The organism is Planctomyces sp. SH-PL62 (genome assembly GCF_001610895.1).
Classification (GTDB): Bacteria; Planctomycetota; Planctomycetia; order Isosphaerales; family Isosphaeraceae; genus Paludisphaera.
Window position 1 is genome coordinate 2,121,823 of record NZ_CP011273.1, and the last position, 20,947, is coordinate 2,142,769.

Genomic DNA, 20,947 nt, shown 5'->3' on the forward strand with positions numbered 1-20,947 from the left:
TTCGATGGCTTCTCCGTCCTCCGACTCGCGGGCGCTCTACGAAGAACTCCTGAAATCGTCCCGAGAACTGGGACTTCTGGGCTCCTGCGCCGCAGTCCTCGGCTGGGACGAGCAGACCTACATGCCCCCCGGCGCATCGTCGTTGCGAGGGGACCAGATGGCCCTCCTGGCCGGAATCCAGCATGATCGCGGCACTGATCCGCGGCTGGGCGAACTCCTGGAAAATCTTCACGACAGCTCCCTGGCCGCCGAACTGGACTCGATCGAATCCGCCAATGTCCGCCAGCTTCGGCGAGATTACGCCCGCCGGATCAAGCTCCCGCGCGCCCTAGTGGAAGACCTGGCTCGGACCACGTCGCTGGCCCAGCAGGAATGGGTGGGTGCGAAACACGCATCGGACTTCGCCCGCTTCCGCCCCTGGCTTGATCGGGTTCTGGCGCTGAAGCGGCAAGAGTCGGCCTGCCTGCTCGAGTGCCTCGAAGACAGGCGAGACGGCCTGGGAAACGAGCAAGGCTCCGAGGGAGCGGCGACGATCTACGATCCGCTTCTTGACGAGTACGAGCAAGGCGCGAGAACTGCCAGATTACGCGTCGTCTTCGGCGACCTTCGCGAATCGCTCTCCCCATTCGTCAAGCAGATCGCCGAGGCCGGCGGGATGCGGAATCCGGGCGAGTCCGTGCTCCGCCGACGCTTCCCGATCGACCGCCAGAGAGTCCTGGCCGAATCGGCTGCTGCGGCTCTCGGGTTTGATTTCCAGCGGGGACGGCTCGACGTCACCGAGCACCCGTTCTGCACGGGGATCGGCTCGGGGGATGTCCGCGTCACGACCAAGTACGACGAACGGCGGTTCGACGACGCGTTCTTCAGCGTCCTGCACGAGGTCGGCCACGGCCTCTACGAGCAGGGCCTTCCTACCGAGTCCTGGGGAACTCCGGCGGGCGAGTCGGTTTCTTTAGGCGTCCACGAATCACAATCCCGTTTATGGGAGAATTTCGTGGGTCGGAGCCGATCGTTCTGGAGCTATTGGTTTCCGGTCGCCCACCGCACATTCCACGATGCGCTCCACGACGTCACGCTCGAACAGTTCCTCGGCGAGATCAACCGGGTGGAGCCGTCGCTGATCCGCATCCAGGCCGATGAGGTGACGTACAATCTTCACGTGCTCATTCGTTTCGATCTGGAGCTGGCGCTCCTGAGCGGCGACCTGGCGACTGCCGACCTGCCCGAAGCCTGGAACGCGAAGTATGCGGAGACGCTGGGCGTCACGCCCGCGAACGACGCCGAGGGCTGCCTGCAGGACGTCCACTGGGCCGCCGGGCTGATCGGCTACTTCCCGACCTACACCCTGGGGAACATCTACGCCGCGCAGCTTTACGCCAGGGCGACGGCCGATCTTCCGGGTCTCGAAGCGGGCTTCGCTCGAGGCGAGTCCGCCGACCTCCTGGCGTGGCTCCGCGACAAGATCCATCGTCAGGGTCGGCGATACGCCCCGACGGACCTGATCGAGCGAGCCGTCGGCGGCCCCATCGACGCCGCCCCCCTGATGGCGCACCTCCGCCGGAAATACGGCGAGCTCTACGGGCTGTCATCCAGCCCGGCGCCCGGCGATGGACCCGGCGCGTCCCAACCGCGATGATGGACGCCGCGTGCGCGAGCGTCGGGCCGGCGGGGAAGTCGGCCTGACGGCGTTCGATCGCGACGCGGAGGGACAGGAAACGATGTCGCGATCGATCCGGGTCTTCGTGCTCTCGACGGTGGTCTGCCTGGCGTTCGTCGCGGGCGTACGAGGGCAGCAGGCGCCGCCCGAGCCGCTGGCGGGGCTGGATGTTTATATCGAAAACGCCATGCGCGAATGGGAGCTGCCCGGGCTGGCGATCGCGGTCGTGAAGGACGACGCGGTGGTCTATTCGCGGGGCTTCGGCGTCGCGGAGGGGGGCAAGCCCGCGCCGGTCACCGACCGGACCCTGTTCGCGATGGCCTCGAATTCGAAGGCGTTCACCGCGACGGCCGTGGGCCTGCTCGTCGACGAAGGAAAGCTGCGATGGGACTCCTCGGCGACCGAGCGGCTGCCGGACTTCCAGCTCGCCGATCCGGCTTCGACGCGCGCCTTGACGGTCCGCGACCTTCTCTGTCATCGCGTGGGGCTGGGGACGTGGCAGGGCGACCTGCTCTGGTACGGGTCCGACCGGACGACCCCCGAGGTTCTGAAACAGGTGCGCCACATCGCACCCGACTATTCCTTTCGCGACCGTTACGCCTACTGCAACCTGACCTTCATGGCGGCGGGCGAGGTCGTCCAGGCGGTCTCGGGAGAGCCGTGGGACGGCTTCATCAAGCGGCGGTTCCTCGAGCCTCTTGGCATGTCTCGGAGCAACACGTCCGTGCGCGACCTGGAAGGGGTGGAAGACGTCGCGAGGCCCCACACCCTGATCGACGGCAAGGTCACGGCGATCCCCTACCGCAACCTGGACAACGCCGGCGCCGCGGGGGGGATCAACTCATGCGTCCGCGACTGGTCCCAGTGGATGCGTCTGCAGCTGAATGAGGGCGCGCTCGGCGAGGAGCGAATCGTCCCGGCCGCCGTGATCCGCGAAACTCATGCGCCGCAGCAGGTGGTCCGGCCGATTTCGGACCGCCAGCGGAAGACGTTCCCCTCGTCGCACTTCTTCGCATACGGCCTCGGCTGGTTCCTTCAGGACTACCAGGGGCGGATGCTCGTCTCGCACGGAGGGGGGATGGACGGCATGCTCTCGCTGACGCTGCTGGTCCCCGAGGAGAAGCTCGGGGTGGTCGTGCTCAGCAACTACGACGAGCAGGAACTTTACCGCGCGGTCCCCTTCCGCGTGGTCGACGCCTTCCTGAAGGCCGAGCCGCGCGACTGGAGCGGCGAGTTGCTGAAGGAGCGCCGCGAACGGCAGGCCCGCGAGAAGGAGGCCGCCCAGAAGGTCGAGGCCAGGCCCGAGGCCGGTCCGGCCCGCCCCAGCCTCGACCTCTCGCGCTATGCCGGCGTGTACCGCAACGAGGCGCTCGGCGAGGCGACCGTGGAAATCGAGGACGGCTCGCTACGCCTGGCAATCGCGCGCAGCGCGGGGCTCAAGGCCACGCTGAGGCATAAGGACGGCGACCTCTTCGAGGCCCCCTGGGCCGACCCGTTCTTCCGCTCCAGTTCCATTCCATTCCGAATCGACGCGGGCGGCTCTCCGGTCGATTTCCGCATGAGCGTGCGGCCCGACTTCGTCGACCCGATGGAATACGTCTTCACGCGTCGCCCCTGAGCGAGAGACAACCTCCCTCGGACTCGGTTCAGAATTCCCGCCTCCTCTCAGACGTATGACTTGTGTCAGAGGCCGGGGCGGTCTACGATACTTCGATCGTGAACGACGCATCCAGTGCAACCATGTTCACCATCGAGCCATCCTGATGAGAATCCAACTCGCCCGGTTCGTCGCGCCCGCGCTTCTCGGTCTCGCCGCATCGGGGCCGGGGGCGTGGGCCGAGGAAAGGCCACCGGCCACGAAGGAGTTCGAAATCCGGGGCGACCGGGCGTTCCTGGGGGGGAGCGGGGTGGACCTCTGGGGCGTGCGATGCGGCAACGCGCTGCACAGCGCGACGGTGACGGAGCGGCACGTCCGGGCGTTCGACGCGATGGCGGCCCATGGGGTGAACCTGATCGGCTGTTACATCCAGGGGTCGAACGGCGGCTGGCCGGACTCCGACGCCGGCTTCAACGGATTCGGCCGCGACGGCAAGCTCAAACCCGACGTGGCGAAGCGGCTGGAATGGCTGGTCCGCGAGGCCGACGCCCGGGGGATGGTCGTGATGGTCGGCCTCTTCTCGCCGCGCAAGGACCAGGAGTTGGAAGGGGAGGGGGCGGTCCGTCGGGCGATCGAGGAGGCGGCCAGCTTCCTGGAGTCGCGACGGCTTCGCAACGTCTTCGTCGACCTGGCGCATGAGTACGACCACACGCTTCGAATGGACCAGCCCTTGTTCCGGGAGCCCGGCGGGGCGGAGAAGAAGGCGAAGCTGACCGGGTGGTTCAAGGCGGTCGCGCCAGCGATCGAGGTGGGGGTCTGCCCGTACGAGAAATCGACGACGGGGGGCGTCTATCCCGGAATGGAGGTGCGGATCATCCAGAAGGAGATGACGATCCCGATTGCGGGATTCGTGGTCAACGTGGAATCCCAGAAGCAGGACAGCTACGAGGACGACGGCGTATTCAACGAGGGGCACCGCGACTTCATCCTGGCCGACTGCGAGCGCTACAAGGCCGCGCCGAACGCGGCTCTGCTGTTTCACGCGGCGTACATCCAAGGGATCACCAACCGGAGCGGCACGGCGCCCCACGCCGAGCTTGGCGGCCAGGGCACGAGCCCGAGCGATCGCGGCGTGCGGTTCTACTTCGAGTGGGTGCGCGACAACGTGGGCCGCTGGGAATATCCCCGGCACGTCCCGGCGTCGCATTGATCTCGGTGTGGTTTCTCGACCAGGCCGCGACGCCCAGATTCCTCGCCGGGGAGGCTGAAAGAATGCGACGTCGCGCCTTCACGCTGATCGAGCTGCTGGTGGTGATCGCGATCATCGCCGTGTTGATCGCGCTCCTGCTCCCGGCGGTGCAGGCCGCGCGCGAGGCGGCCCGACGAATGCAATGCGCGAACAACCTGAAGCAGATCGGCCTGGCGGTCAACACGTACGAGGGGGCGCACGGGCGGCTCCCCTCGGCCCGGACGGGTTCGCCCCACCTCTGGTCGGCCCTGGCGCAGATCCTGCCGAACCTGGAGGGGGGCTCGCTGCACAACGCGATCAACTTCGACCACGGCTCGCTCGCCACGTCGTCACGGCCGGGCGACTACGCGAACACGACGGCGGTCGCGACCGCCGTCGCGACCTACCTCTGCCCGTCCGATCGGAGGTCCGAGCGCCTCGACCCGGCCTTCGGCCCGAACAACTACGTCGCGAACGCCGGCTCCGGACTCCCCAACGGCGGGAGCTTCCGGCCCCAGGACGGCCCCGAGCCGGTCGACGGCGTCTTCTTCGACCTGCACTCGGTCCGATTCGCCGAGATCACCGACGGCCTGAGCAACACCGCCGCGTTCAGCGAGACGATCAAGGGGTCGGGCGTGGACCCCCTCGGCGCGACGCCGCAGGATAGGGCCTCGCAGTACGCCCAGGGGGCGTCGCTCACGGCCGTCACCGACGCCTTCTGCACCGACTCGATCCTGATCTGGAGCGGCCAGCGCGGCCGCGAGTGGGCGCGGGGGAGCTTCATCTACGCAACGTTCAATCACTTCTTCACGCCTAATTCCAAATCCCCCGACTGCCTGTCCGGCAACGTCGCGGGCCGAACGGCGGCGAGGAGCTTCCACTCGGGCGGGGCGAACGTCCTGTTCTGCGACGGCCACGTCCAGTTCGCGAAGGACTCCGTGGCCGCGTCCGTCTGGCGCGCGGTCGCCACCCGGAACCGCGGCGAGATCGTCTCGGCGGACCAACTCTAGAGGATCACGCGATGGCTCCGGCTCGTTTCTCGATCGTCCTGGGGGCGGCCCTCGCCCTGACCCTCGTCCGTCCGACGCCCCCCGCCGCGGCCGACGACGCTCCGACGCCGACCCGGGAGTTCTCGCTCCGCGACGGCCTGCCGCACCTCGGCGGAGAGCCCGTCAAGCTCTGGGGCCTACGCTGCAACAACGCCTTGATGAGCCCGGCGGTGACCGAGCGGCTGATCAACAACCTGGACAACATGGCGGCGCACGGGATCAACCTGATCAGCGTGAGCCTTCAGGGGACCAACGGCGGGTTCCCCGACGTCGACGCCGGGCCCAACGCCTACACCTCCTACGGCAAGCTGGCCCCGGCCTTCGGACGTCGGCTGGAACAGCTCGTCCGGGAGGCCGACCGCCGCGGGATGGTCGTCTGCGTCATCCTCTTCATGCCCCGCAAGGACGAGTTGCTCCACGACGAACCGGCGATCGAGAGGGCCGTTCAGGAGACGGGCCGACTGCTCGAGGAGCGGGGCCTGCGCAACGTCTTCGTGAACCTCTACCAGGAGTTCAACCACGGGTTCCGCTCCGACCACGGGATCTTCCGCGAGCCCGACGGCGCGGCCAAGAAGGCGAAGCTCACGCAGTGGCTCAAGGCCGTCGCCCCCGACGTCGAGGTCGGCGTCTGCCCGAACCACCTGACCGGTTCGGCCGTCGATTACCCCGGCGCCGACGTGATGTTCTTCCAGGAGGCCATGCCTATCCCAAAAACGGGATTCGCCGTCAACACGGAGACGGCGGACCGCGACGCATCCGGGAACGAGGGGGTCTTCAACCAGTACCATCTGGCCTCGTTGAAGAAGGAGTGGGAAGTGTACCGCGCCGGATCGCCGCGCCTGGCGATGCTCTTCCGCAGCCCCTACGTCGAGGACGTCACCGGCAAGCAGGGGACCGGCCCGAACTTCGAGATGGGAGGAGGCGGCACGGGCGAATCGGATCGCGGAGTCCGCGTCTATTACGAGTGGCTCCGGGCGAACGTCGGACGCTGGGAATACCCCCGCCACGTCCAGGACTGATCGGCCCGACCCGTTCCCGACGGCTCCCGACGGCGGTGCCGGCCGGGGATCGACGGGAACGGGCGTGGGTCCGAAGCCGGCGTCAGGCGGGCGTCGCCTCGACGTTGGAGGCTTCGGGCGCCAGAGCCTGCGAGCGTCGAAGCGCCTTGGCGAGCCTCGGGGCGGCGAGCAGGGTGACGAGGACCGTGAGGGCGTAGACGGCGGTCGCGAACCAGTAGGGGGCGGAGAGGGAGACGCGGTCGAGCAGGACGTTGCCGATCAGGTAGCTGACGATCCGTGCCAAGGTCTGGATCGAGGTCAGGGCGCCGAAGACCGCCCCCTGTTCGCTCGCGGGAGTGATCCGCGAGAGCAGGCCCATGATCGACGGGCTCAGCAGGCCCGAGCCGACGGCGAACAGCGTGATCGCCACGGCCAGCGGCAGGATTCCCGTCCCCGGCGCCGCCGCGACGATCGCGAAGCCCACGCCCGCAAGGAGCCCCCCCGAGAGGATGAGTCGCAGCTCCCCGAAGCGGGGGACCAGGGTGCGGATCAACCCTCCCTGGACGATCGCCGAGAGCAGCCCGGTCGCCGCGAAGGCGAAGGCCGCCCCCTTGGGGGTCCACCCCATCCGGCGCTGAAGGAACACGGCGAAGGTCCCTTCGAGGGCCGCCCATGCCAGGATCGACAGGAACGCGATCAGCGCCAGCGAGCCGACCCCTTCGAGCCGGAAGACGTCGGCCAGCCCCCTCCGCGACAGGACCCGAGCGGCCTGGCGGGGCTTGGAACCTGCGGGGAGGCTCTCCGGGAGCCGGGCGATCACCATGATCAGGGCGATGGTGGAGAAGCCCGCCGCCGCCAGGAACGGCGTGCGGAGGTGCCAGCCGGGGGGGAGCGGGAGGTCTTGCATCAGCCCGCCGAGCAGGGGCCCGAGCACGAACCCCAGCCCGAAGGCCATGCCGATCATCCCCATCCCCCGCGCGCGATGCTCGGGCTTGGTGACGTCGGCGACGTAGGCCTGCGCGACCATGATATTACCGCCGGAGGCCCCGTCGAGCATCCGGCCCAGGAGCATGGTCGGGTAGTCGCGGGCCAGCCCCAGGATCACGAACGAGAGCGCGGTGCCCGCCTGGCTGAGGACCAGGATCGGCCTCCGGCCGTGGCGGTCGCTGAGCCTCCCCAGGATCGGGCCGGCGACGAGTTGGCAGATCGGGAAGGCGGCGAACAGCAGCCCCACCCGCCAGCCTTCCAGCTGGTACTCCTTCGCGAACGGCCCCAGCAGGGGCATCACCAGCGAGAAGCCCAGCAGATCGATCAGGACGATCAGGATCACCAGTCCCAGCGGCGAGCGCAAGCCCCCCGGCCGCGTCGGCGCCCCGGCGTCTCGCGGCTTCTCGTCGGCGTTCAAGTCCGTATCCATTCCAGCCGTGCTCACGCGAGGGACTCCGGGACGATTTCCGGCTCGGGCCCGTAGCGGTCCTCGCGAATGCGATCCGCCTGGGCCTTCAGCTCGGCGAGCAGCCGGTGGTGCGCGACCACGCCGGCGTACTCGATCAGGAAGGCGACGGCGTTGAACCCCAGCGCGAAGCCGGCCGCGGCCAGATGCCAGCCGCGGTACCCGGCCCCCCGGGTGTCGGCGGCCGCCCCGAGCCAGGCCGCCGCGGCGACCGCGGCCATCCCGCCCAGGATGAACCGGAACGCCCGGCGCTTGTTCCGCGAAGCCTGCGCCACCAGCCAGTCCGGCAGGTCATAGGTCCGCGAGACTTCCTTGGCCCATTTCACCGTCGCCACGAAATATGTATAGACGATCGAATGGATCCCCAGCACCACCACCACGGTCCCCAGCGAGACCAGGACGTGCACCCCGCGCCAGGACGCCCCCGGACCGCGAACCTCCGCCGACGCCGGGAACCCCGTCGCGAACGACGCCAAGAGCAGCGAGGCCCCCGTCACCGCCAGCACCAGATACGAACGAATCATCAAATCCAGCCGATCGACCCAGGGACGCCGCGAGGACCCATCCGAAGCCCCTCTACATTAAGGAAACCCCGCCCGTTCCCGCAACCGCTGGTCGACGCCCGCCCGACGCCCATCACCGCAACCGTGGGCGTTCGCCGAAGCTCCGGCGCCCACCTCTCCGCCGATCACGGCCCTGAGCCATGACGGCGAGCGATGGCGCGCGAGCGGCCCTGGTCGCCCGGCAGGTCGACGCGGGCGGGCGGATGGCTACTCGGCATCGGGGCGGGAGGCGAGGAGGCGTTGCTGCATCATCGCCAGGTGCATTCGGAGCTGATAGAACTCTTCCATGTAGCTGAGGGGGACGTCGACCCAGACGACCTTGTGTTCGATGTCGCGGAGACGTGCGAGTTCGGGGTCGAGGTCGCGGCCGGAGAGGCCGGCGGCCAGTTTCTGGTCGATCTCGCGGAGGACGGCGTACCAGCGGTAGATCTTGCGTCGGGAACGCCAGCGGATGAGCGGCGGCGCGGCGCGGACCAGGGGCATCAGCAGCATGACGATCGGGATGAGCATCAGCTTGGCCCGGTCGGCCAGCGAGGCCAGCCAGAACGGCAGCAGGCGCTGGAGGACCGGCTGGCCGTATCGGTAGAATCGGCGGGCGTCCTCGCTCACGGGGAGGTCGCAGTAGGCCGCCGAGGGGAACTCGCCAGGCTCCGTGAGCACGCTTCCCGCGCCGTGGACCCGCGCGGCGGCGCCCAGCAAGAGCGGGATCAGGGCGGGGTGGAAGTCGTCGCGGACCGCCAGCATGGCCGTCGGCGCCAGCAGGGCCACGTCACGCTCGGGCAGGCCTCGGCCCAGGTCGACGACCCCCGCCGGCAGCGTGACGGGCGCGAGAAATCGGAAACGGCGGCGGTAGGCCTCCTGGCGGGCGAAGCTCAACAACTCCACCCGATCGTCCTGCAATAACCTCTGGACGTACTCGGCCTCGAAGCCGGCGACGAAGCAGGCGGCGTCCAGGTCCCCTTTCAGAAGGGCGGAGACGGAGTCGTCGGCGTCGTCGCGGACGAACCGCGTGCCCGGGACGTCGGGCGAGCCCCCGCCTTCGGCCAGGCCGTTCGCGGCCAGCATCCGGAGGGCGACGGCCTGCGTCCCGCTCCCTTCCGCCCCCACGCCGATCCGGAGCCCACGAAGCCCGCGCAGGCTCTCGACGTCCAGGTCGCGACGGTGGAAGACCCAGAGGGGCTCGCGATAGAGGCTCCCCAGGGCCAGGAGGCGGCCGTCGCTCGCTCCTCCCGAGGCCAGTCCGCTCTGAACGACCGCGATCGAGACCCCCGAGGAGTCGTCGCGCAGCAGGCCCAGGTTTTCGACCGATCCCGCCGTCTCGCGGACCTCGACGGCCAGGCCGTGTCGTCGCAGGTCCTCGGCGTAGAGGTTGGCGAACCGGAAGTAGGCACCCCCCTCCGCGCCGCTGGCGATGACGAGCCGACGGGGGGGCGGCGGCTCGACGAACATCACGTAGGACGCCGCCGTCACGGCCAGCGCGAAGCCGACGACCCAGAGCCAGACGCCGATCGCCCGGCGGACCGTGCCCCGCCTCCGGGGAAGCGGGCGGGGGCCCTCCATCCTCGACACCTCGGCGTCGTCCATCTCGAAGTCGCTCGCAACGGCCTGGAACCCGGCGGACACCCCCGCGATTTTAACAGGCCCGTCCCCCCGCGCCAGCCGTCTGGTCGATCGACCGGTCGGCCGGACGTCAGTAGCTGGCGCTCATGAGCGCCGCAGCCTCCCGATCGGCCTCACCAAATTTCATCTCCTTAATCCACAATATATTACGCAGCAAACATCGAATTCGCATTCCATGATTCTCTCCGATTTCCACGCCGACTCGGGGGTTCCAACGCGGGTTTAGTAACGCGAATAGTGACGGTTCGCGAGATCGACTTCGCTTCGGGTCGCTGCGAGCTCGGGATCTCCGACCCCGACGATGATCGTAGGTGCTCCGAGGCCCCGAGCATCCGCGAGACAATGGTTCGTGGTTTCGTCCAACCCGCTGATAATACTAGGTTCTGTCTGACGGCTCGATGAGCCGGAAGCAACGGCGGATCATGGCGAGCTTGACCATGGCCAGGAAGTTGACCGCGAGCTTCTCGAACCGGGTCGCCAGGCGGCGGTTCTCCTTCAGCCAGAGGATGCACCGCTCGACGATGTTTCGTCGGCGGTAGGCCCCGGCGTCGAACTTCGGGTTCCTCCGCTGGTCCTTGCGGGTCGGGATCACCGCCTTGATCCCCCGCCGTCGCAGGTAGCGGCGGATGCGCCGATAGCTATACCCCTTGTCGCCGGCCAGGCGGCGGGGCCGCCGTCGCGGCCGGCCCCGGCCCGGCCGCTTGATCCGCACCGCCTCCAGGGCCGGCTCCAGGGACTTCGATTCGTGGGCCCGGCCCGCCGTGACGACGGCCGAGAGCGGGACGCCGCCGGAGTCGACGACCAGGTGGAGCTTCGTCCCGAAGCCGCCGCGGGAGCGGCCGAGGGCGTGGTCGGCCGGCTCGGCCGTCCCCCTTTTCCCCCCCGGCCCCGGCGGCCGCGCGGCTCGCCCGGATGGAGGTCCCGTCGACGCGCCAGAGGTCGAAGTCGATCCGCCCCGAGGCGTCCAGCTCCAGGTGGAGCCGCTCCAGGATTCGGTCGATGGTCCCGTCTCGGGCCCAGCGGTTGAAGCGGTCGTAGACGCTCTTCCACTTCCCGTAACGCTCCGGGAGCTCCCGCCACTGGGCCCCCGTGTGGAGGATCCAGAGGACGCCGTCGAGGGTCGTCCGGTGGTCGTTCCAGCGACCCCCCGGCCTCCCGACCGGCGGCAGAAGGTCGGCGATCAGGGTGAATTCCTCATCCTTCAACTCGTAGCGACGCGTCATCGCGGCCTCCTTGGGGAAGCCGCCATGGTAACGCTCTACGAGCCGTCAGACAGAACCTAGTTCGCGGTGCGAAACAGGCGGGATTCGCGGCATCTGATACGCTCGAGGCACGTCCAGAACCGCGCCGAACGGACCGATGGCGGGCCGGTGCCATGCTCAGGAATCGCTACCCCCGGACGGATCTCTTCGCGCTCGTCCCCCAGCTCGGGCTCCGCTTGGAGCCCCAGCTCGAGCAGCTCGACCGCCTGCTCGACGACGACGAGCTGTTCGAGCTCGTCCGCGGCGACCTCGGCCGCCGCCATCCCCTGACCCGCTCCCGAGGCCGGCCGTCCACCCCGGTCGAGGTGATCCTCCGGATGCTCGTGGTCATGCGGCTCTACGGCTGGAGCTACGAGCAGGCCGAGTACTTCGTCAACGACAGCCTGGTGCTCCGCCAGTTCTGCCGAGTCTACTTCGAGCGCGTCCCCGACGACACCACGCTGATCCGCTGGGCCGCTGCCATCGGGCCCGAGACCCTGCAGACGCTCAACGACCGGGTCGTCCAGCTGGCCCGGTCGCTGAGGGCGACCCGCGGCCGCAGGCTCCGGGTCGACACGACGGCCGTCGAGACGAACGTCCATTTCCCGACCGACAGCGGCCTGCTCGTGGACGGCGTGCGGGTCGTCTCGCGGCTCCTGCGTCGGGCCAGGTCGGCGCTCGGCGAGACGGCGGCCGACCTGGGAGAGGCGTTCCGCAGCCGGATCCGCACGGCGCGCAGGGTCGCGCAGCAGCTGCACCGCCTGGCCCGCCGCAAGGGGGACCAGGGCCGCGAGACGATGAAGGCGGCGTACGGCCGGCTCATCGCCGCTGCCAAGCGGACGGCGGCCCAGGGGCGACGCGTCTCCGAGACGCTCCGCCAGCGGACCGACGAGCCGTCGACGCGAAGGTTGGCCGAGCGGCTCGCTGAAGCCGTCCCGCAGCTGAAGCGGGCCATCCGACAGGCCGAGCGACGCGTCCTGAAGGGCGAGTCGGTCCCCAGCGGCGAGAAGCTGTTGTCGCTGTTCGAGCCGCACACCCAGGTGGTCCCGCGGTTCAAGCCGGGATGGCCGGTGGAGTTCGGCCGCAAGATCCGGCTGGACGAGGTCGAGGGCGGGATCGTCGCGGGCTACGCGGTGCTGGAGCACGCCGGAGGCCAGGACCAGCCTTACCTGTGCGACGCCTTGGCCGACCACGAGCGCCGATTCGGCCGGGCTCCAGGCCTCCTGGCCGCCGACCGGGGGATGGCGTCGGCGGCCAACGAGCGGCTGGCGGAACAGGCGGGCGTCAAGCACGTCGCGCTGCCTCACGTCGGCAAGGCGTCGCTGGGTCGGCGGGCCGAGGAGAAGGGGCGGCGGTTCCGCGAGGGTTACCGGTTCCGGGCCGGGATCGAGGGGCGGATCCACGCGCTGAAGCGGGATTACGGGTTGAAGCGATGTCGGTACCGCGGCGAGCGGGGCTTCGGGCGGTGGGTCGGGTGGGGCGTCCTGGCCCACAACCTGGCGAAGGTCGCGGGGGCGGCCCGGGGGTGAGCCGGGGCCCGAGAGGGTCAGAGACCGACCGTGCCAGGGCCGGGCCAGCGAGACGCAAGTTTCACTGGGAGAACGACTTCAATTTCGCACCGCGAACTAGTTGGACTGTCACCGATTCCACGAAGCCTCACGTGATCAACCGGTATCTGGTGGCGGCCGCCGCGGCGGGAAGGCTCCGGTGGCCTCGTGCCAGTGGTAGATCCGCGCCGCCTCCTTCCGCCGCAGGACGCGCGACAGCTCCGCGGCGATCCGCTCGGGGCTCGGCGCGGGATACCTCAGCAACCGGGTGAAGGCCTCGCGCACCTGCGACACGGTGATCGCCCTGGTTTTCCCCCCCGATCCGCCGCCGCTCGCGGCAGAGGAACCAAAGCGCCAGCAGCGACAGCGTGACGTGGTGGTGCCAGCCCACCCAGGATCGCACCTCGTACTGCGCCAGGCCGACCTCCCCCTTGGCCGCCTCGAACACCTCCTCGATCTTGTGCCTCGCGAACCGGGCGCGGACCAGCTCCTCCAGCGGGACCTCCGGCCCCGCGTCGCTCAGCGCGTAGTGGGTCTCCGGCTCGGCCGCCACCGTCCGCATCACGACCAGACGCTCTTCCGGCCCCAGCCGGTGCTCCAGCCGGGTCCTCACCCGCACCGCCATCGCATCGACCCGCAGCGGCCCCTTCTCGCCGGCGCGGATCGTCAGCCGCACCCACCGGCCTTCGGGCTGGTCCGTCGCCCAGGTGTCGACCCGGCGGAACGGGACCGCCCGCGGGCGGCCATGGCCGGCGCGGCGGCTCGGGGGACGCGGGCGTTCCAGGTCGCGGACGACGGTGTCGCTCGGCACGTCGAGCACGTATCGTTCGCCGCGGCCCCGGAGCCAGGCGCGGAACCGGGCCGGGCGGCCGAACTCGTCGTCGCCGACGACCCAGGCGTGCGGCAGCCCCGGCCCGCTCCGCTCGATCAGATCGGCGGCGATCCGCCAGCCCTCCCGGAAGTCGACGTCCTCGGGGACGTGGCACCTGGCCCGTCGCGCCGCGTCGCCGGCCCAGTCCTTCGGCAGGTAGAGCCTTCGGTCCAGCGGGGCGTAGCCGCGGGCCGCGGCGTAGGCCAGGAAGATCCCCCGCTGGCAGTTCTCCTGCTTGCCCAGCCGTCCGCACCACTGGCGGCCCACGCCGCAGGAGTCGGCCCCGGACTTCGGGAAGGTCGTGGCGTCGATCGCGAGGACCGCCCGGTCATCCCCCAGCTCCTCGGCCACGTGGCGCCGGAGCTCGGCCATGACGGCCTCGTCGTCCCACCGGCCGGCGCCGACGAGGAACTGGATCGGCTTGCGGTGGACGCCGGCCTCGACGGCGATCGGCTCGCAGGTCTTGCGCCGCAGCCCGCCGAGCAGGCCCCGGATGACGAGGGCGGCGTTGTGGCGCTGCTCAACACGGCGGAAGCGGGGCAGGTAGCGCTCCAGGAACGCGGCGAGCCGGCCCTCGCAGCCGCGGACGGCCTCCGGGGTCAGGACGGCGTCGGCCAGGAGCGCCTGGGCGTCGGGGTGGTCGAGGAGCGACATGGCGTTCCCTCCCGTCGAAGTCCTTCGACCCTCAGCTTAGAAGCTCGGACAAAACCTCCTGATCGGCATGTGATCTGAAGGCTTGCCATGGCGTCGATCCTTCACCGGAGGGCCCACGCCATGGCCGCCGCCCGCATGCCCGAGGACTTCTACGACCAGGTCGCCCACCACCTTCCGCCGGAGCAGCCCGTCGGCCGCAAGGGGGGACGCCCGCCGATCCCGCATCGCAAGGCCTTGCGGGTCATCTGGTTCGTCCTGGCGACCGGCTGCCGCTGGGAGGACGTCCCGGCCGAGATGGGATGCTCGGGCCGCACGGCGGCCCGGCGCCTGAGGGCCTGGGAACTCCTGGGCGTTTGGGCCCGCTTGCACGCCGACCTGCTCGGGGCGTTGAAGCGGGCCGGGAGGCTCGACGCCGACACGGTCGTCGTCGACGGGGTGACGATCCGGGCCTTCGGCGGCGGCGAGGCGACCGGCCCGAGCCCCGTCGACCGCAGCCGGAAGGGGTCGAAACACACGCTGATGGTCGACCGTCGGGGGGTGCCCCTGGCGATCCGGACGGCGGGGGCGAACGCCTCCGACCACCGCCAGATCATCCCGTTGGTCCTCGACTATCCGAGCGTCGGCGGCAGGCCGGGCCGCCCGAAGGAGCTGCCCGACGACCTGTTCGCCGACCGGGGCTACGACTCGGAAGCGACCCGGGACCTGCTGCGATGGCTGGGGATCGAGCCCCACATCGCCAGGCGGGGGACGCCGCACGGCAGCGGCCTGGGCAAGGTCCGATGGGTCGTCGAGCGGACGATCAGCTGGCTGAAGGGGCTGCGACGGATGCGGGTCCGCTACGACCGCCTGCTGGTCGTCCGGGAAGCCTGGGCCACCCTCGCCGCGAGCGTCATCTGCTACAGGCTATCGCACGACGAATTGCCCATCGCCGGATAGGTTTTGTCCGAGCCTCTTAACTCCTGGCACGGACAAGCACTACTGGAATCGGTGACAGTCCAACTAGTGGGTCAAGTGCCATGCCCGTAGCCATAAGACCTGAGTGCGAGTACAATCGGTGGCTTCTCGCACCAGGGAGGCCGCCATGTCGCGCCAGAAGAAGGACCCGCTCCGCGAGCTGACCGACGCGGAGCGACGGGAGTTGGTCCAGTTCAGTCGGTCCTCGGCCGCCCCGGCCGCCGAGGTCGTCCGCGCCAAGATCCTGCTGGCCGTCGCCGCCGGCGACGACTACCAGGACGCGGCCCGCGCCGTCGGCCGCCGCTCCGGCGACGCCGTCTCGCACCTGGTCGCCCGCTTCAACGCCGAGGGCCTTGAGGCGTTGAAGCCCCGCCACGGCGGCGGGCGGAGCCCGACCTACGGCCCGCAGGAGCGGGCGCGGATCGCCGCCGAGGCGGCCCGGGCGCCGACCCCGGAGGGCGACGGCACCGCCACCTGGTCGCTCTCGACGTTGCAGCGGACGCTCCGCGCGGCCGCCGACGGCCTGCCGAAGGTCTCGACCTATACCATCCGCCGCGTCCTGCGCGAGTCCGGGGCCAGCTACCAGCGCACTCGGACCTGGTGCCCCACCGGCAAGGCGCTGCGCCGCCGCAAGGTCGGGCCGGTCCAGGTCGCCGACCCGGATTCTGATGCGAAAAAAATTTGATCGAGGCGGCCTACCTCACGGGTACGTCGTCGGGGCTGGAGGTCTGGTGCACCGACCAGGCCGGCCCCTACCAGACGGTCCCCTACCCGGGACGGTCGTGGCGCCCCGAAGGGGACCCGGCGCGCCAGCCGCACGAGTACCTCCGCGACGGCACGGCGAAGGCCCTGACGCTGTTCCGCCCGGCCGACGGCCACGCCCGCGTCAGCGGCGTGACGGCCTGCCCCAACGCCGTCCTGCACCCCTGGCTGAAGCGCGAACTGGCGGCCATCCTTGCCGCGATGCCCGACCCTCCGGCGACGCCGGACGACGGCTGGCGTGGGGCCTGGGAACGCTGGCAGGAGGGCCTCACGGTCGTGCCGACGCTCCCGGAGGCACCGCCGCCGTTGCGGATGCTCTTGGTGCTCGACAACCTGGCCGGCCACAAGACGCCCGAGCTGGTGTGCTGGCTGTTCGACCACGGGATCATGCCGCTGTACACGCCGGTGGGCGGCTCCTGGCTGAACATGGCCGAGAGCCTGCAGCGGATCCTCAAGCGCCGGGCGCTGGACGGGCAGTACCCGACCGACGCGGCCCAGATCATCGCGTGGTATGAAGCCGCGGCGCGGCACTGGGACGCGGCGCCGACGCCGTTCCAGTGGGGCGGCAAGCGGGCGGCCCGGCGGCGGCGGCAGCGTGAGCGCCGTCACCACCTCGGCGGCTCGGGGGCCTGCTCGCGTGTCCCGGTCCCGCGGCGTGCCGACTTATGGCCACAGGCAATCCAAGTGACCCACTAGTACTAGCACATGGACCCACCGCGTCTCCGCGGCGAACGGGCCGACCTGGTCGATGACCTCTCCCCAGACGTCGGACTCCTGGTCGCGTTCGAGCCGCTGGCTCGTGTCCTCCCCCGCGGGGGCGGGCTTGCGGTAGTGGACCCGCTCGCCGGCCAAGCCGATGACCCGCTCGTCCTCGGCCCCGACGACCAGTGCGGCATGGAGGTGGAAGCCATAGCCGCCGCCGTTGCCCGTGGGGGCCAGGTCGGGGACCCGGCGGAGGATGCCGAAATCCAGCTCGGTCGTGTCGCCCAGGAGCAGGAAGAGCCCCGGCCCACAGGCCCGGGTCCGACGCCATTGCGGGGCGGCGACCGCCTCGAAGGTGACGACGTCGGCGTCCAGGAGGCGATAAGCGGCCTTGGCCTCGGCCCGGCCCTCCATATGGCCGGGGATGCTAGCGGAGGGGTCGGCGGCCATCCGGGCGGCGACGCGAGTCAGCCGCTTGGTGCGTCGTTGGTCGCCCAGGTCGGCCGTGCCGAACTGCTCGCGGGCCCAGGCGTGGGCGTCGCCCTGGAACGGGTCCATGGCCATGCCGATCCGGTGACACCGCGACCGATCCGGAGGTCCCGCCCGGCCACGAGGATTGGGGCGCGAGGACCCACCGGGCTGGCGGTGGAGAAGACCTCATTGGAACCCCGCCACCCAGTCCAGAGAACTGGGTAAGGACAAGGCCTACAGCCCCGACCTCAACGCGATCGAGAACCTTTTCCGGCAGGTGAAGTACCACGAGATGCCGGAGCGGATCTACACGACTCGCACCGCCCTGTGGGAAGCGGTGGAGACGGCCTTCGCACACTACGGGCGCCCCCCCCGCAAACCTTCGGAAAGACTAAGGCCGGCTGCCTAGCGGCCGACGCCGAACCCGGCCGTCCCGCGGCAGGCGGACGAAAACGACTCCGAACCGGTGGTCGCTCCGAACGCCGATTGCATTTCGTCACGGTCGTCGTAAGGCCGATCGGCTGGGACGGCTCCCCTGAACGAGCGAGCGATGGCTTCGAACGTAGGCAGGTCGCTCATCGGTTGGGCCCCCCAAGGAGATCCCGTTCCGGGAGTAACACCGCATCGAGAGCCAAGTCGACCCGTCGACACTGAGGGGCCAGTACCCCTTGTCCTCCACGCCCTCGCCGCCGTATCGCTCGACGACATCGGCCCGGGACTCGCGGCCCAGCCACTCCGCGAGACGCAAGAACTCGCGACGGTTGCGGCGGCGCGTCAAGAAGATGTTGGGGACCCGGTCCCGGCCGAATGGGGCCGGGCCGATGATCGGGGCGCGGGCTTCGCCGCCGGCATTCCTCCGGGATCGTCCCACGACGCCGGGACGGGCCAGGTCGAGTCGGTCGCGATTCGCTCGAGGTGCGGGCCTTACGTCTACCCAGGCGTCGTCCGGACTCACCGTCAGGGGTCGAAGATGAGGGCCCCACTGGCCTCGAAGTGCTTCGGGTTTCAGGTCATGACGTGCGACCCGTGCCGAAGAGCCGTCGCCGCGAGCAGGCCGTCGGTGGGAGGGTCGACCACCCCGGATTTCTGGGTGCGAGCCGTCAGCTCCCCCCAGATGCGAGCGGTCTCGACGTCGAGCGGGAGCAACCTCTCGGCGTACTGATTCTCAAGCCTGGCGAGCCACTTGGTGAGATGTTTCTTCTTCCGGCCCGGGCCCAGGAGGGGGATTCCTTTGACGATCTCCCCCACGGTCAGCACGCTCAGGAAGACGTTCGCCGCGGGGAGTTCGTCGAGGGCGGCCCTCACCGCCGAGTTCCCGTCGCGCTACACCAGCTCGGCGAGGATGTCGGCGTCGAGCAGCGCCCTCGCAGATCGACGTCCCGTCCGGGGCCCTGGTCCCGCGTCAAATCGAGTTCGTCGAGCCCGCCCCCCTGGAGGAGGTACTCCTTGAAATCGAGCGTCTTGCCCGTGAGCTCCTCGTACTTCGCCGACGAGATGACGACCACCGTATCGTTGCGGCGGGTGATGGTCTGCGGACTTTCGCTCAAGGCGAGGTTCACGACCTCGGAGAGTCGGTTCTTCGCATCAGCCAGGTTCCAGGTCATTCGGCACCTCCGTGATGCAGCTGGCCGCTCCATCCATGTTGGATCGTCCGGGACGTTTCGGCAAGTCTTCAAGGTGAGGTTCGCCGGTGATCGGCCCGCTTTCTTCGCAGCGATTCAGCGGCATTCGCCGACGAACGATTCAGCCGCCTGCGGACCGGCCGACTTCGGCGTGGGCCGCTCGACCGACGAGGGACGGGTCCTCGGCTTCGGCCCGAGCCTCGGCCGCGACGCCGAGGGATGATTCGCGCAGGTCGCCGACTCGCTGGGCCGGTGGACGTCGGTGGGCGTCTCCGCCGCGTCGCGGGGTCGTCGTTTGGAACGGGTTCGCCGTGGGAGACGCCGATCGCGCGGCGGGCTTGGCGGCGTTCAGTCCGGCTCGAGAGTCGAATCCGTCCCGATCGAAATCGGGGCCAGGCCCGGAGGCCTGCCGAGGGCGCGGTAGAGGCGGAACTGCCACCGATTGTGGTCGAGCACGGCGTCGAGGTAGTCCGTGCGCGCCTGGGCGAGGGCCTGGATCGGTTGGAGCACCTCGATGGGGCGGGTCGCCCCGGGCAGGCCCGCCCCACGCCGGATGCTCGTGAGGTTCAGGGCGAGCGATTCCTGGGCTTCCGGCAGGGCCTGGCCCGCCCTCTTCATCCGCCTCGCCGCCGCGATCCGCCCCTTCTCGGCCAGGACCACCTCGGAGGCGACGCGGTCCTGGAGCTTCAACAGCTCCAGGTTCGCGGTGCGTTGCTGGGCGGCCCGTTGTTTCGTGATGGCTCGGTCGGCGAATCCCAGGTTCTGGATTTCCCAGTAGAGGTTCACGTCGGCGTCGCTGCGGCTGGCGAAATCGCCGAAGAAGCCGTTCGCCCCGCCGCCGAACCCGCCGCCGGAGTAGCGGAACGCGAGGCTCGGGATGAACGGCCTGAGCTTCGCCTGCCTGAGGCGGGTGAGCGTGGCCTGGACGAGCGCCTGGGCCTCGGCCAGCTCGGGTCGGCTGCGGAGCCCGACGACGATGAGCTCGTCGATCGGGCACCCCTCCGGGACGATGCGGAGGACGGCCTCCGGCGGCTCGACCGGGGCCACGACGAGCCTGGGGTCGAGCCGCGTCCTGAGGACGAGCTCGGCGGAGGCCGCCTCGAGCTCGCCGACCGCCAGCTCGACGTTCTTCCGCTGCCGCTCCCGCTCGGCGGCCGCCCTGCGGTGATCCGCTTCGAGGCCGGCGCCGCTCCGGGCGTACGAGGCGGTCAGGCTCGCGAGCGCCTCCGCATTCGTCGCCGCCTCGCGGGCGATCGCCAGCGTCCCGGCCGCCCGTTGCAGGTCCAGGTACGATTCGGCGACCCCGAGCAGGGCGTCGTTGGTCGCGGTCTGGATCCCGGCCCTCCGCGAGTCCAGGACCTGCCTCGCGGCCAGCGGCTCGAAGATGGCGTCCGAGAATCGGAGGATGGAGGTGAGCCCGGAAACCTGCGCGGGCCCGCCCGCGGGCACCGGGCCGCTCACGCTGGAGCCGGCCGCCGCGGTGCCCCCCAGGAAGAGCGAACTCTTGCTGATGGTGCGGACCTGGCCCTCGACGACCTGGGCCTGGCCGTCGTGGCGGATCCAGTTGGGCCCGAGGTAGAGGCTGGGCAGCCACATGACCCGGGCTTGTTGCAACTCGGCGAGGGACAGGGCGACCCGCTCGCGAGCGATCGCGATGTCGAGATCGTTCGCCCCCGCGAGTCGGAGGGCTCCGGGCAGGTCGATGGGTTGGATGACCTGTTCCGGGATGAGGGGCGTCCCCAGGTCGTCCTCGGGGGGCGTCGCCAGCGATGTCGGCTCGGGTTGTCGCGTCCCGTCGGGGAGGGCCTGGAGGGGCGCGTCCTGCGGGGGGGCGTCGCGTCGCGAGTCGCCGCCGCCGGGCGGTCTCGCGGTCGTTCCGGCGGGTCGGCCGCACCGAGCGCGAGGAAGGCGAAGGCCGACCCGATGAGCCCGGCTCTCCTGAATAGGCTGTCGTTCAT

At 70.1% G+C, this 20,947-nt stretch carries 18 protein-coding genes; 9 read left to right on the top strand and 9 right to left on the bottom strand.

The features are described from left to right. Positions 1-4 precede the first annotated feature (4 nt). From VT85_RS08110 to VT85_RS08130, 5 genes are all read left to right on the top strand, one after another. Positions 5-1,636 carry a carboxypeptidase M32 gene (locus tag VT85_RS08110; protein ID WP_068413135.1) on the top strand — a complete coding sequence of 544 codons (1,632 nt, stop codon included), beginning with the start codon at positions 5-7 and terminating at the stop codon, positions 1,634-1,636. Between the two features lie 82 nt (positions 1,637-1,718). Further along, positions 1,719-3,275, top strand: a complete 1,557-nt coding sequence (locus VT85_RS08115; protein WP_197491163.1) for a serine hydrolase — start codon at positions 1,719-1,721, stop codon at positions 3,273-3,275. 145 nt (positions 3,276-3,420) lie between these two features. Next, positions 3,421-4,464, top strand: a complete 1,044-nt coding sequence (locus VT85_RS08120; RefSeq protein WP_068413139.1) for a hypothetical protein — start codon at positions 3,421-3,423, stop codon at positions 4,462-4,464. A 62-nt stretch (positions 4,465-4,526) separates the two neighbouring features. Next, complete coding sequence (locus tag VT85_RS08125; RefSeq protein ID WP_068413142.1) at positions 4,527-5,492, top strand: DUF1559 domain-containing protein; 966 nt, start codon at positions 4,527-4,529, stop codon at positions 5,490-5,492. 11 nt (positions 5,493-5,503) lie between these two features. Continuing rightward, positions 5,504-6,550 (top strand): hypothetical protein, encoded by a 1,047-nt coding sequence (locus VT85_RS08130; protein WP_068413144.1) that lies wholly within the window; start codon positions 5,504-5,506, stop codon positions 6,548-6,550. A gap of 82 nt (positions 6,551-6,632) precedes the next feature. Here VT85_RS08130 and VT85_RS08135 read toward each other — a convergent pair whose 3' ends face one another. From VT85_RS08135 to VT85_RS26595, 4 genes are all read right to left on the bottom strand, one after another. After that, a complete protein-coding gene (locus tag VT85_RS08135; protein WP_197491164.1) occupies positions 6,633-7,961 on the bottom strand; it encodes an MFS transporter in 1,329 nt (442 codons plus the stop codon). Beyond that, on the bottom strand, positions 7,958-8,506 hold the full coding sequence (locus VT85_RS08140; protein WP_068413149.1) for a hypothetical protein: 549 nt from the start codon (positions 8,504-8,506) through the stop codon (positions 7,958-7,960). The genes VT85_RS08135 and VT85_RS08140 overlap by 4 nt, the downstream gene beginning before the upstream one ends. Positions 8,507-8,752: 246 nt before the next feature. Beyond that, positions 8,753-10,168, bottom strand: a complete 1,416-nt coding sequence (locus VT85_RS08145) for a TAXI family TRAP transporter solute-binding subunit (protein WP_197491165.1) — start codon at positions 10,166-10,168, stop codon at positions 8,753-8,755. 373 nt (positions 10,169-10,541) lie between these two features. Continuing rightward, a protein-coding gene (locus tag VT85_RS26595) for an IS5 family transposase (protein WP_231871479.1) occupies positions 10,542-11,388 on the bottom strand; the annotation gives its coding sequence in 2 pieces (ribosomal slippage) (positions 10,542-11,048 and positions 11,050-11,388; 846 coding nt in all). Positions 11,389-11,540: 152 nt separating this feature from the next. Here VT85_RS26595 and VT85_RS08160 point away from each other — a divergent pair. After that, the gene (locus tag VT85_RS08160) at positions 11,541-12,935 is read left to right on the top strand and encodes an ISNCY-like element ISPlas1 family transposase (RefSeq protein WP_068413152.1); all 1,395 of its coding nucleotides are present in this window, start codon (positions 11,541-11,543) and stop codon (positions 12,933-12,935) included. Positions 12,936-13,062: 127 nt separating this feature from the next. On the opposite strand, the gene VT85_RS08165 is transcribed toward VT85_RS08160, so the two are convergent. Then, complete coding sequence (locus tag VT85_RS08165) at positions 13,063-14,478, bottom strand: IS701 family transposase (protein WP_068413155.1); 1,416 nt, start codon at positions 14,476-14,478, stop codon at positions 13,063-13,065. A 120-nt stretch (positions 14,479-14,598) separates the two neighbouring features. Here VT85_RS08165 and VT85_RS08170 point away from each other — a divergent pair, with 120 nt between their 5' ends. From VT85_RS08170 to VT85_RS08180, 3 genes are all read left to right on the top strand, one after another. Next, on the top strand, positions 14,599-15,414 hold the full coding sequence (locus tag VT85_RS08170) for an IS5 family transposase (RefSeq protein WP_068413158.1): 816 nt from the start codon (positions 14,599-14,601) through the stop codon (positions 15,412-15,414). 145 nt (positions 15,415-15,559) lie between these two features. Further along, positions 15,560-16,117: a helix-turn-helix domain-containing protein gene (locus VT85_RS08175; protein ID WP_068411620.1), complete on the top strand. Its 558-nt coding sequence runs from the start codon at positions 15,560-15,562 to the stop codon at positions 16,115-16,117. Then, a complete protein-coding gene (locus VT85_RS08180; protein WP_082858376.1) occupies positions 16,114-16,890 on the top strand; it encodes a transposase in 777 nt (258 codons plus the stop codon). Before VT85_RS08175 ends, VT85_RS08180 begins: the two co-directional genes overlap by 4 nt. Here the strand turns inward: VT85_RS08180 and VT85_RS08185 are convergent. The 4 genes from VT85_RS08185 to VT85_RS08200 form a co-directional block, all read right to left on the bottom strand. After that, positions 16,858-17,454 carry a transposase DNA-binding-containing protein gene (locus VT85_RS08185; RefSeq protein ID WP_068413161.1) on the bottom strand — a complete coding sequence of 199 codons (597 nt, stop codon included), beginning with the start codon at positions 17,452-17,454 and terminating at the stop codon, positions 16,858-16,860. The genes VT85_RS08180 and VT85_RS08185 overlap by 33 nt on opposite strands. Before the next feature lie 918 nt (positions 17,455-18,372). Further along, positions 18,373-18,672: a PIN domain-containing protein gene (locus VT85_RS08190; protein WP_082858439.1), complete on the bottom strand. Its 300-nt coding sequence runs from the start codon at positions 18,670-18,672 to the stop codon at positions 18,373-18,375. Further along, positions 18,669-18,971, bottom strand: coding sequence for a type II toxin-antitoxin system prevent-host-death family antitoxin (locus tag VT85_RS08195; protein ID WP_082858440.1), 303 nt, complete (start codon positions 18,969-18,971; stop codon positions 18,669-18,671). The genes VT85_RS08190 and VT85_RS08195 overlap by 4 nt, the downstream gene beginning before the upstream one ends. A gap of 366 nt (positions 18,972-19,337) precedes the next feature. Beyond that, positions 19,338-20,585 carry a TolC family protein gene (locus tag VT85_RS08200; protein ID WP_156512747.1) on the bottom strand — a complete coding sequence of 416 codons (1,248 nt, stop codon included), beginning with the start codon at positions 20,583-20,585 and terminating at the stop codon, positions 19,338-19,340. Between the last annotated feature and the right edge of the window lie 362 nt (positions 20,586-20,947).

Coding starts and splice junctions, on each gene's coding strand:
- VT85_RS08110 (WP_068413135.1), top strand. CDS start 5: ATGGCTTCTCCGTCCTCCGACTCGCGGGCGCTCTACGAAGAACTCCTG.
- VT85_RS08115 (WP_197491163.1), top strand. CDS start 1,719: ATGTCGCGATCGATCCGGGTCTTCGTGCTCTCGACGGTGGTCTGCCTG.
- VT85_RS08120 (WP_068413139.1), top strand. CDS start 3,421: ATGAGAATCCAACTCGCCCGGTTCGTCGCGCCCGCGCTTCTCGGTCTC.
- VT85_RS08125 (WP_068413142.1), top strand. CDS start 4,527: ATGCGACGTCGCGCCTTCACGCTGATCGAGCTGCTGGTGGTGATCGCG.
- VT85_RS08130 (WP_068413144.1), top strand. CDS start 5,504: ATGGCTCCGGCTCGTTTCTCGATCGTCCTGGGGGCGGCCCTCGCCCTG.
- VT85_RS08140 (WP_068413149.1), bottom strand. CDS start 8,506: ATGATTCGTTCGTATCTGGTGCTGGCGGTGACGGGGGCCTCGCTGCTC.
- VT85_RS08160 (WP_068413152.1), top strand. CDS start 11,541: ATGCTCAGGAATCGCTACCCCCGGACGGATCTCTTCGCGCTCGTCCCC.
- VT85_RS08165 (WP_068413155.1), bottom strand. CDS start 14,478: ATGTCGCTCCTCGACCACCCCGACGCCCAGGCGCTCCTGGCCGACGCC.
- VT85_RS08170 (WP_068413158.1), top strand. CDS start 14,599: ATGGCCGCCGCCCGCATGCCCGAGGACTTCTACGACCAGGTCGCCCAC.
- VT85_RS08175 (WP_068411620.1), top strand. CDS start 15,560: ATGTCGCGCCAGAAGAAGGACCCGCTCCGCGAGCTGACCGACGCGGAG.
- VT85_RS08185 (WP_068413161.1), bottom strand. CDS start 17,454: ATGGACCCGTTCCAGGGCGACGCCCACGCCTGGGCCCGCGAGCAGTTC.
- VT85_RS08195 (WP_082858440.1), bottom strand. CDS start 18,971: ATGACCTGGAACCTGGCTGATGCGAAGAACCGACTCTCCGAGGTCGTG.
- VT85_RS08200 (WP_156512747.1), bottom strand. CDS start 20,585: ATGTGGCTGCCCAGCCTCTACCTCGGGCCCAACTGGATCCGCCACGAC.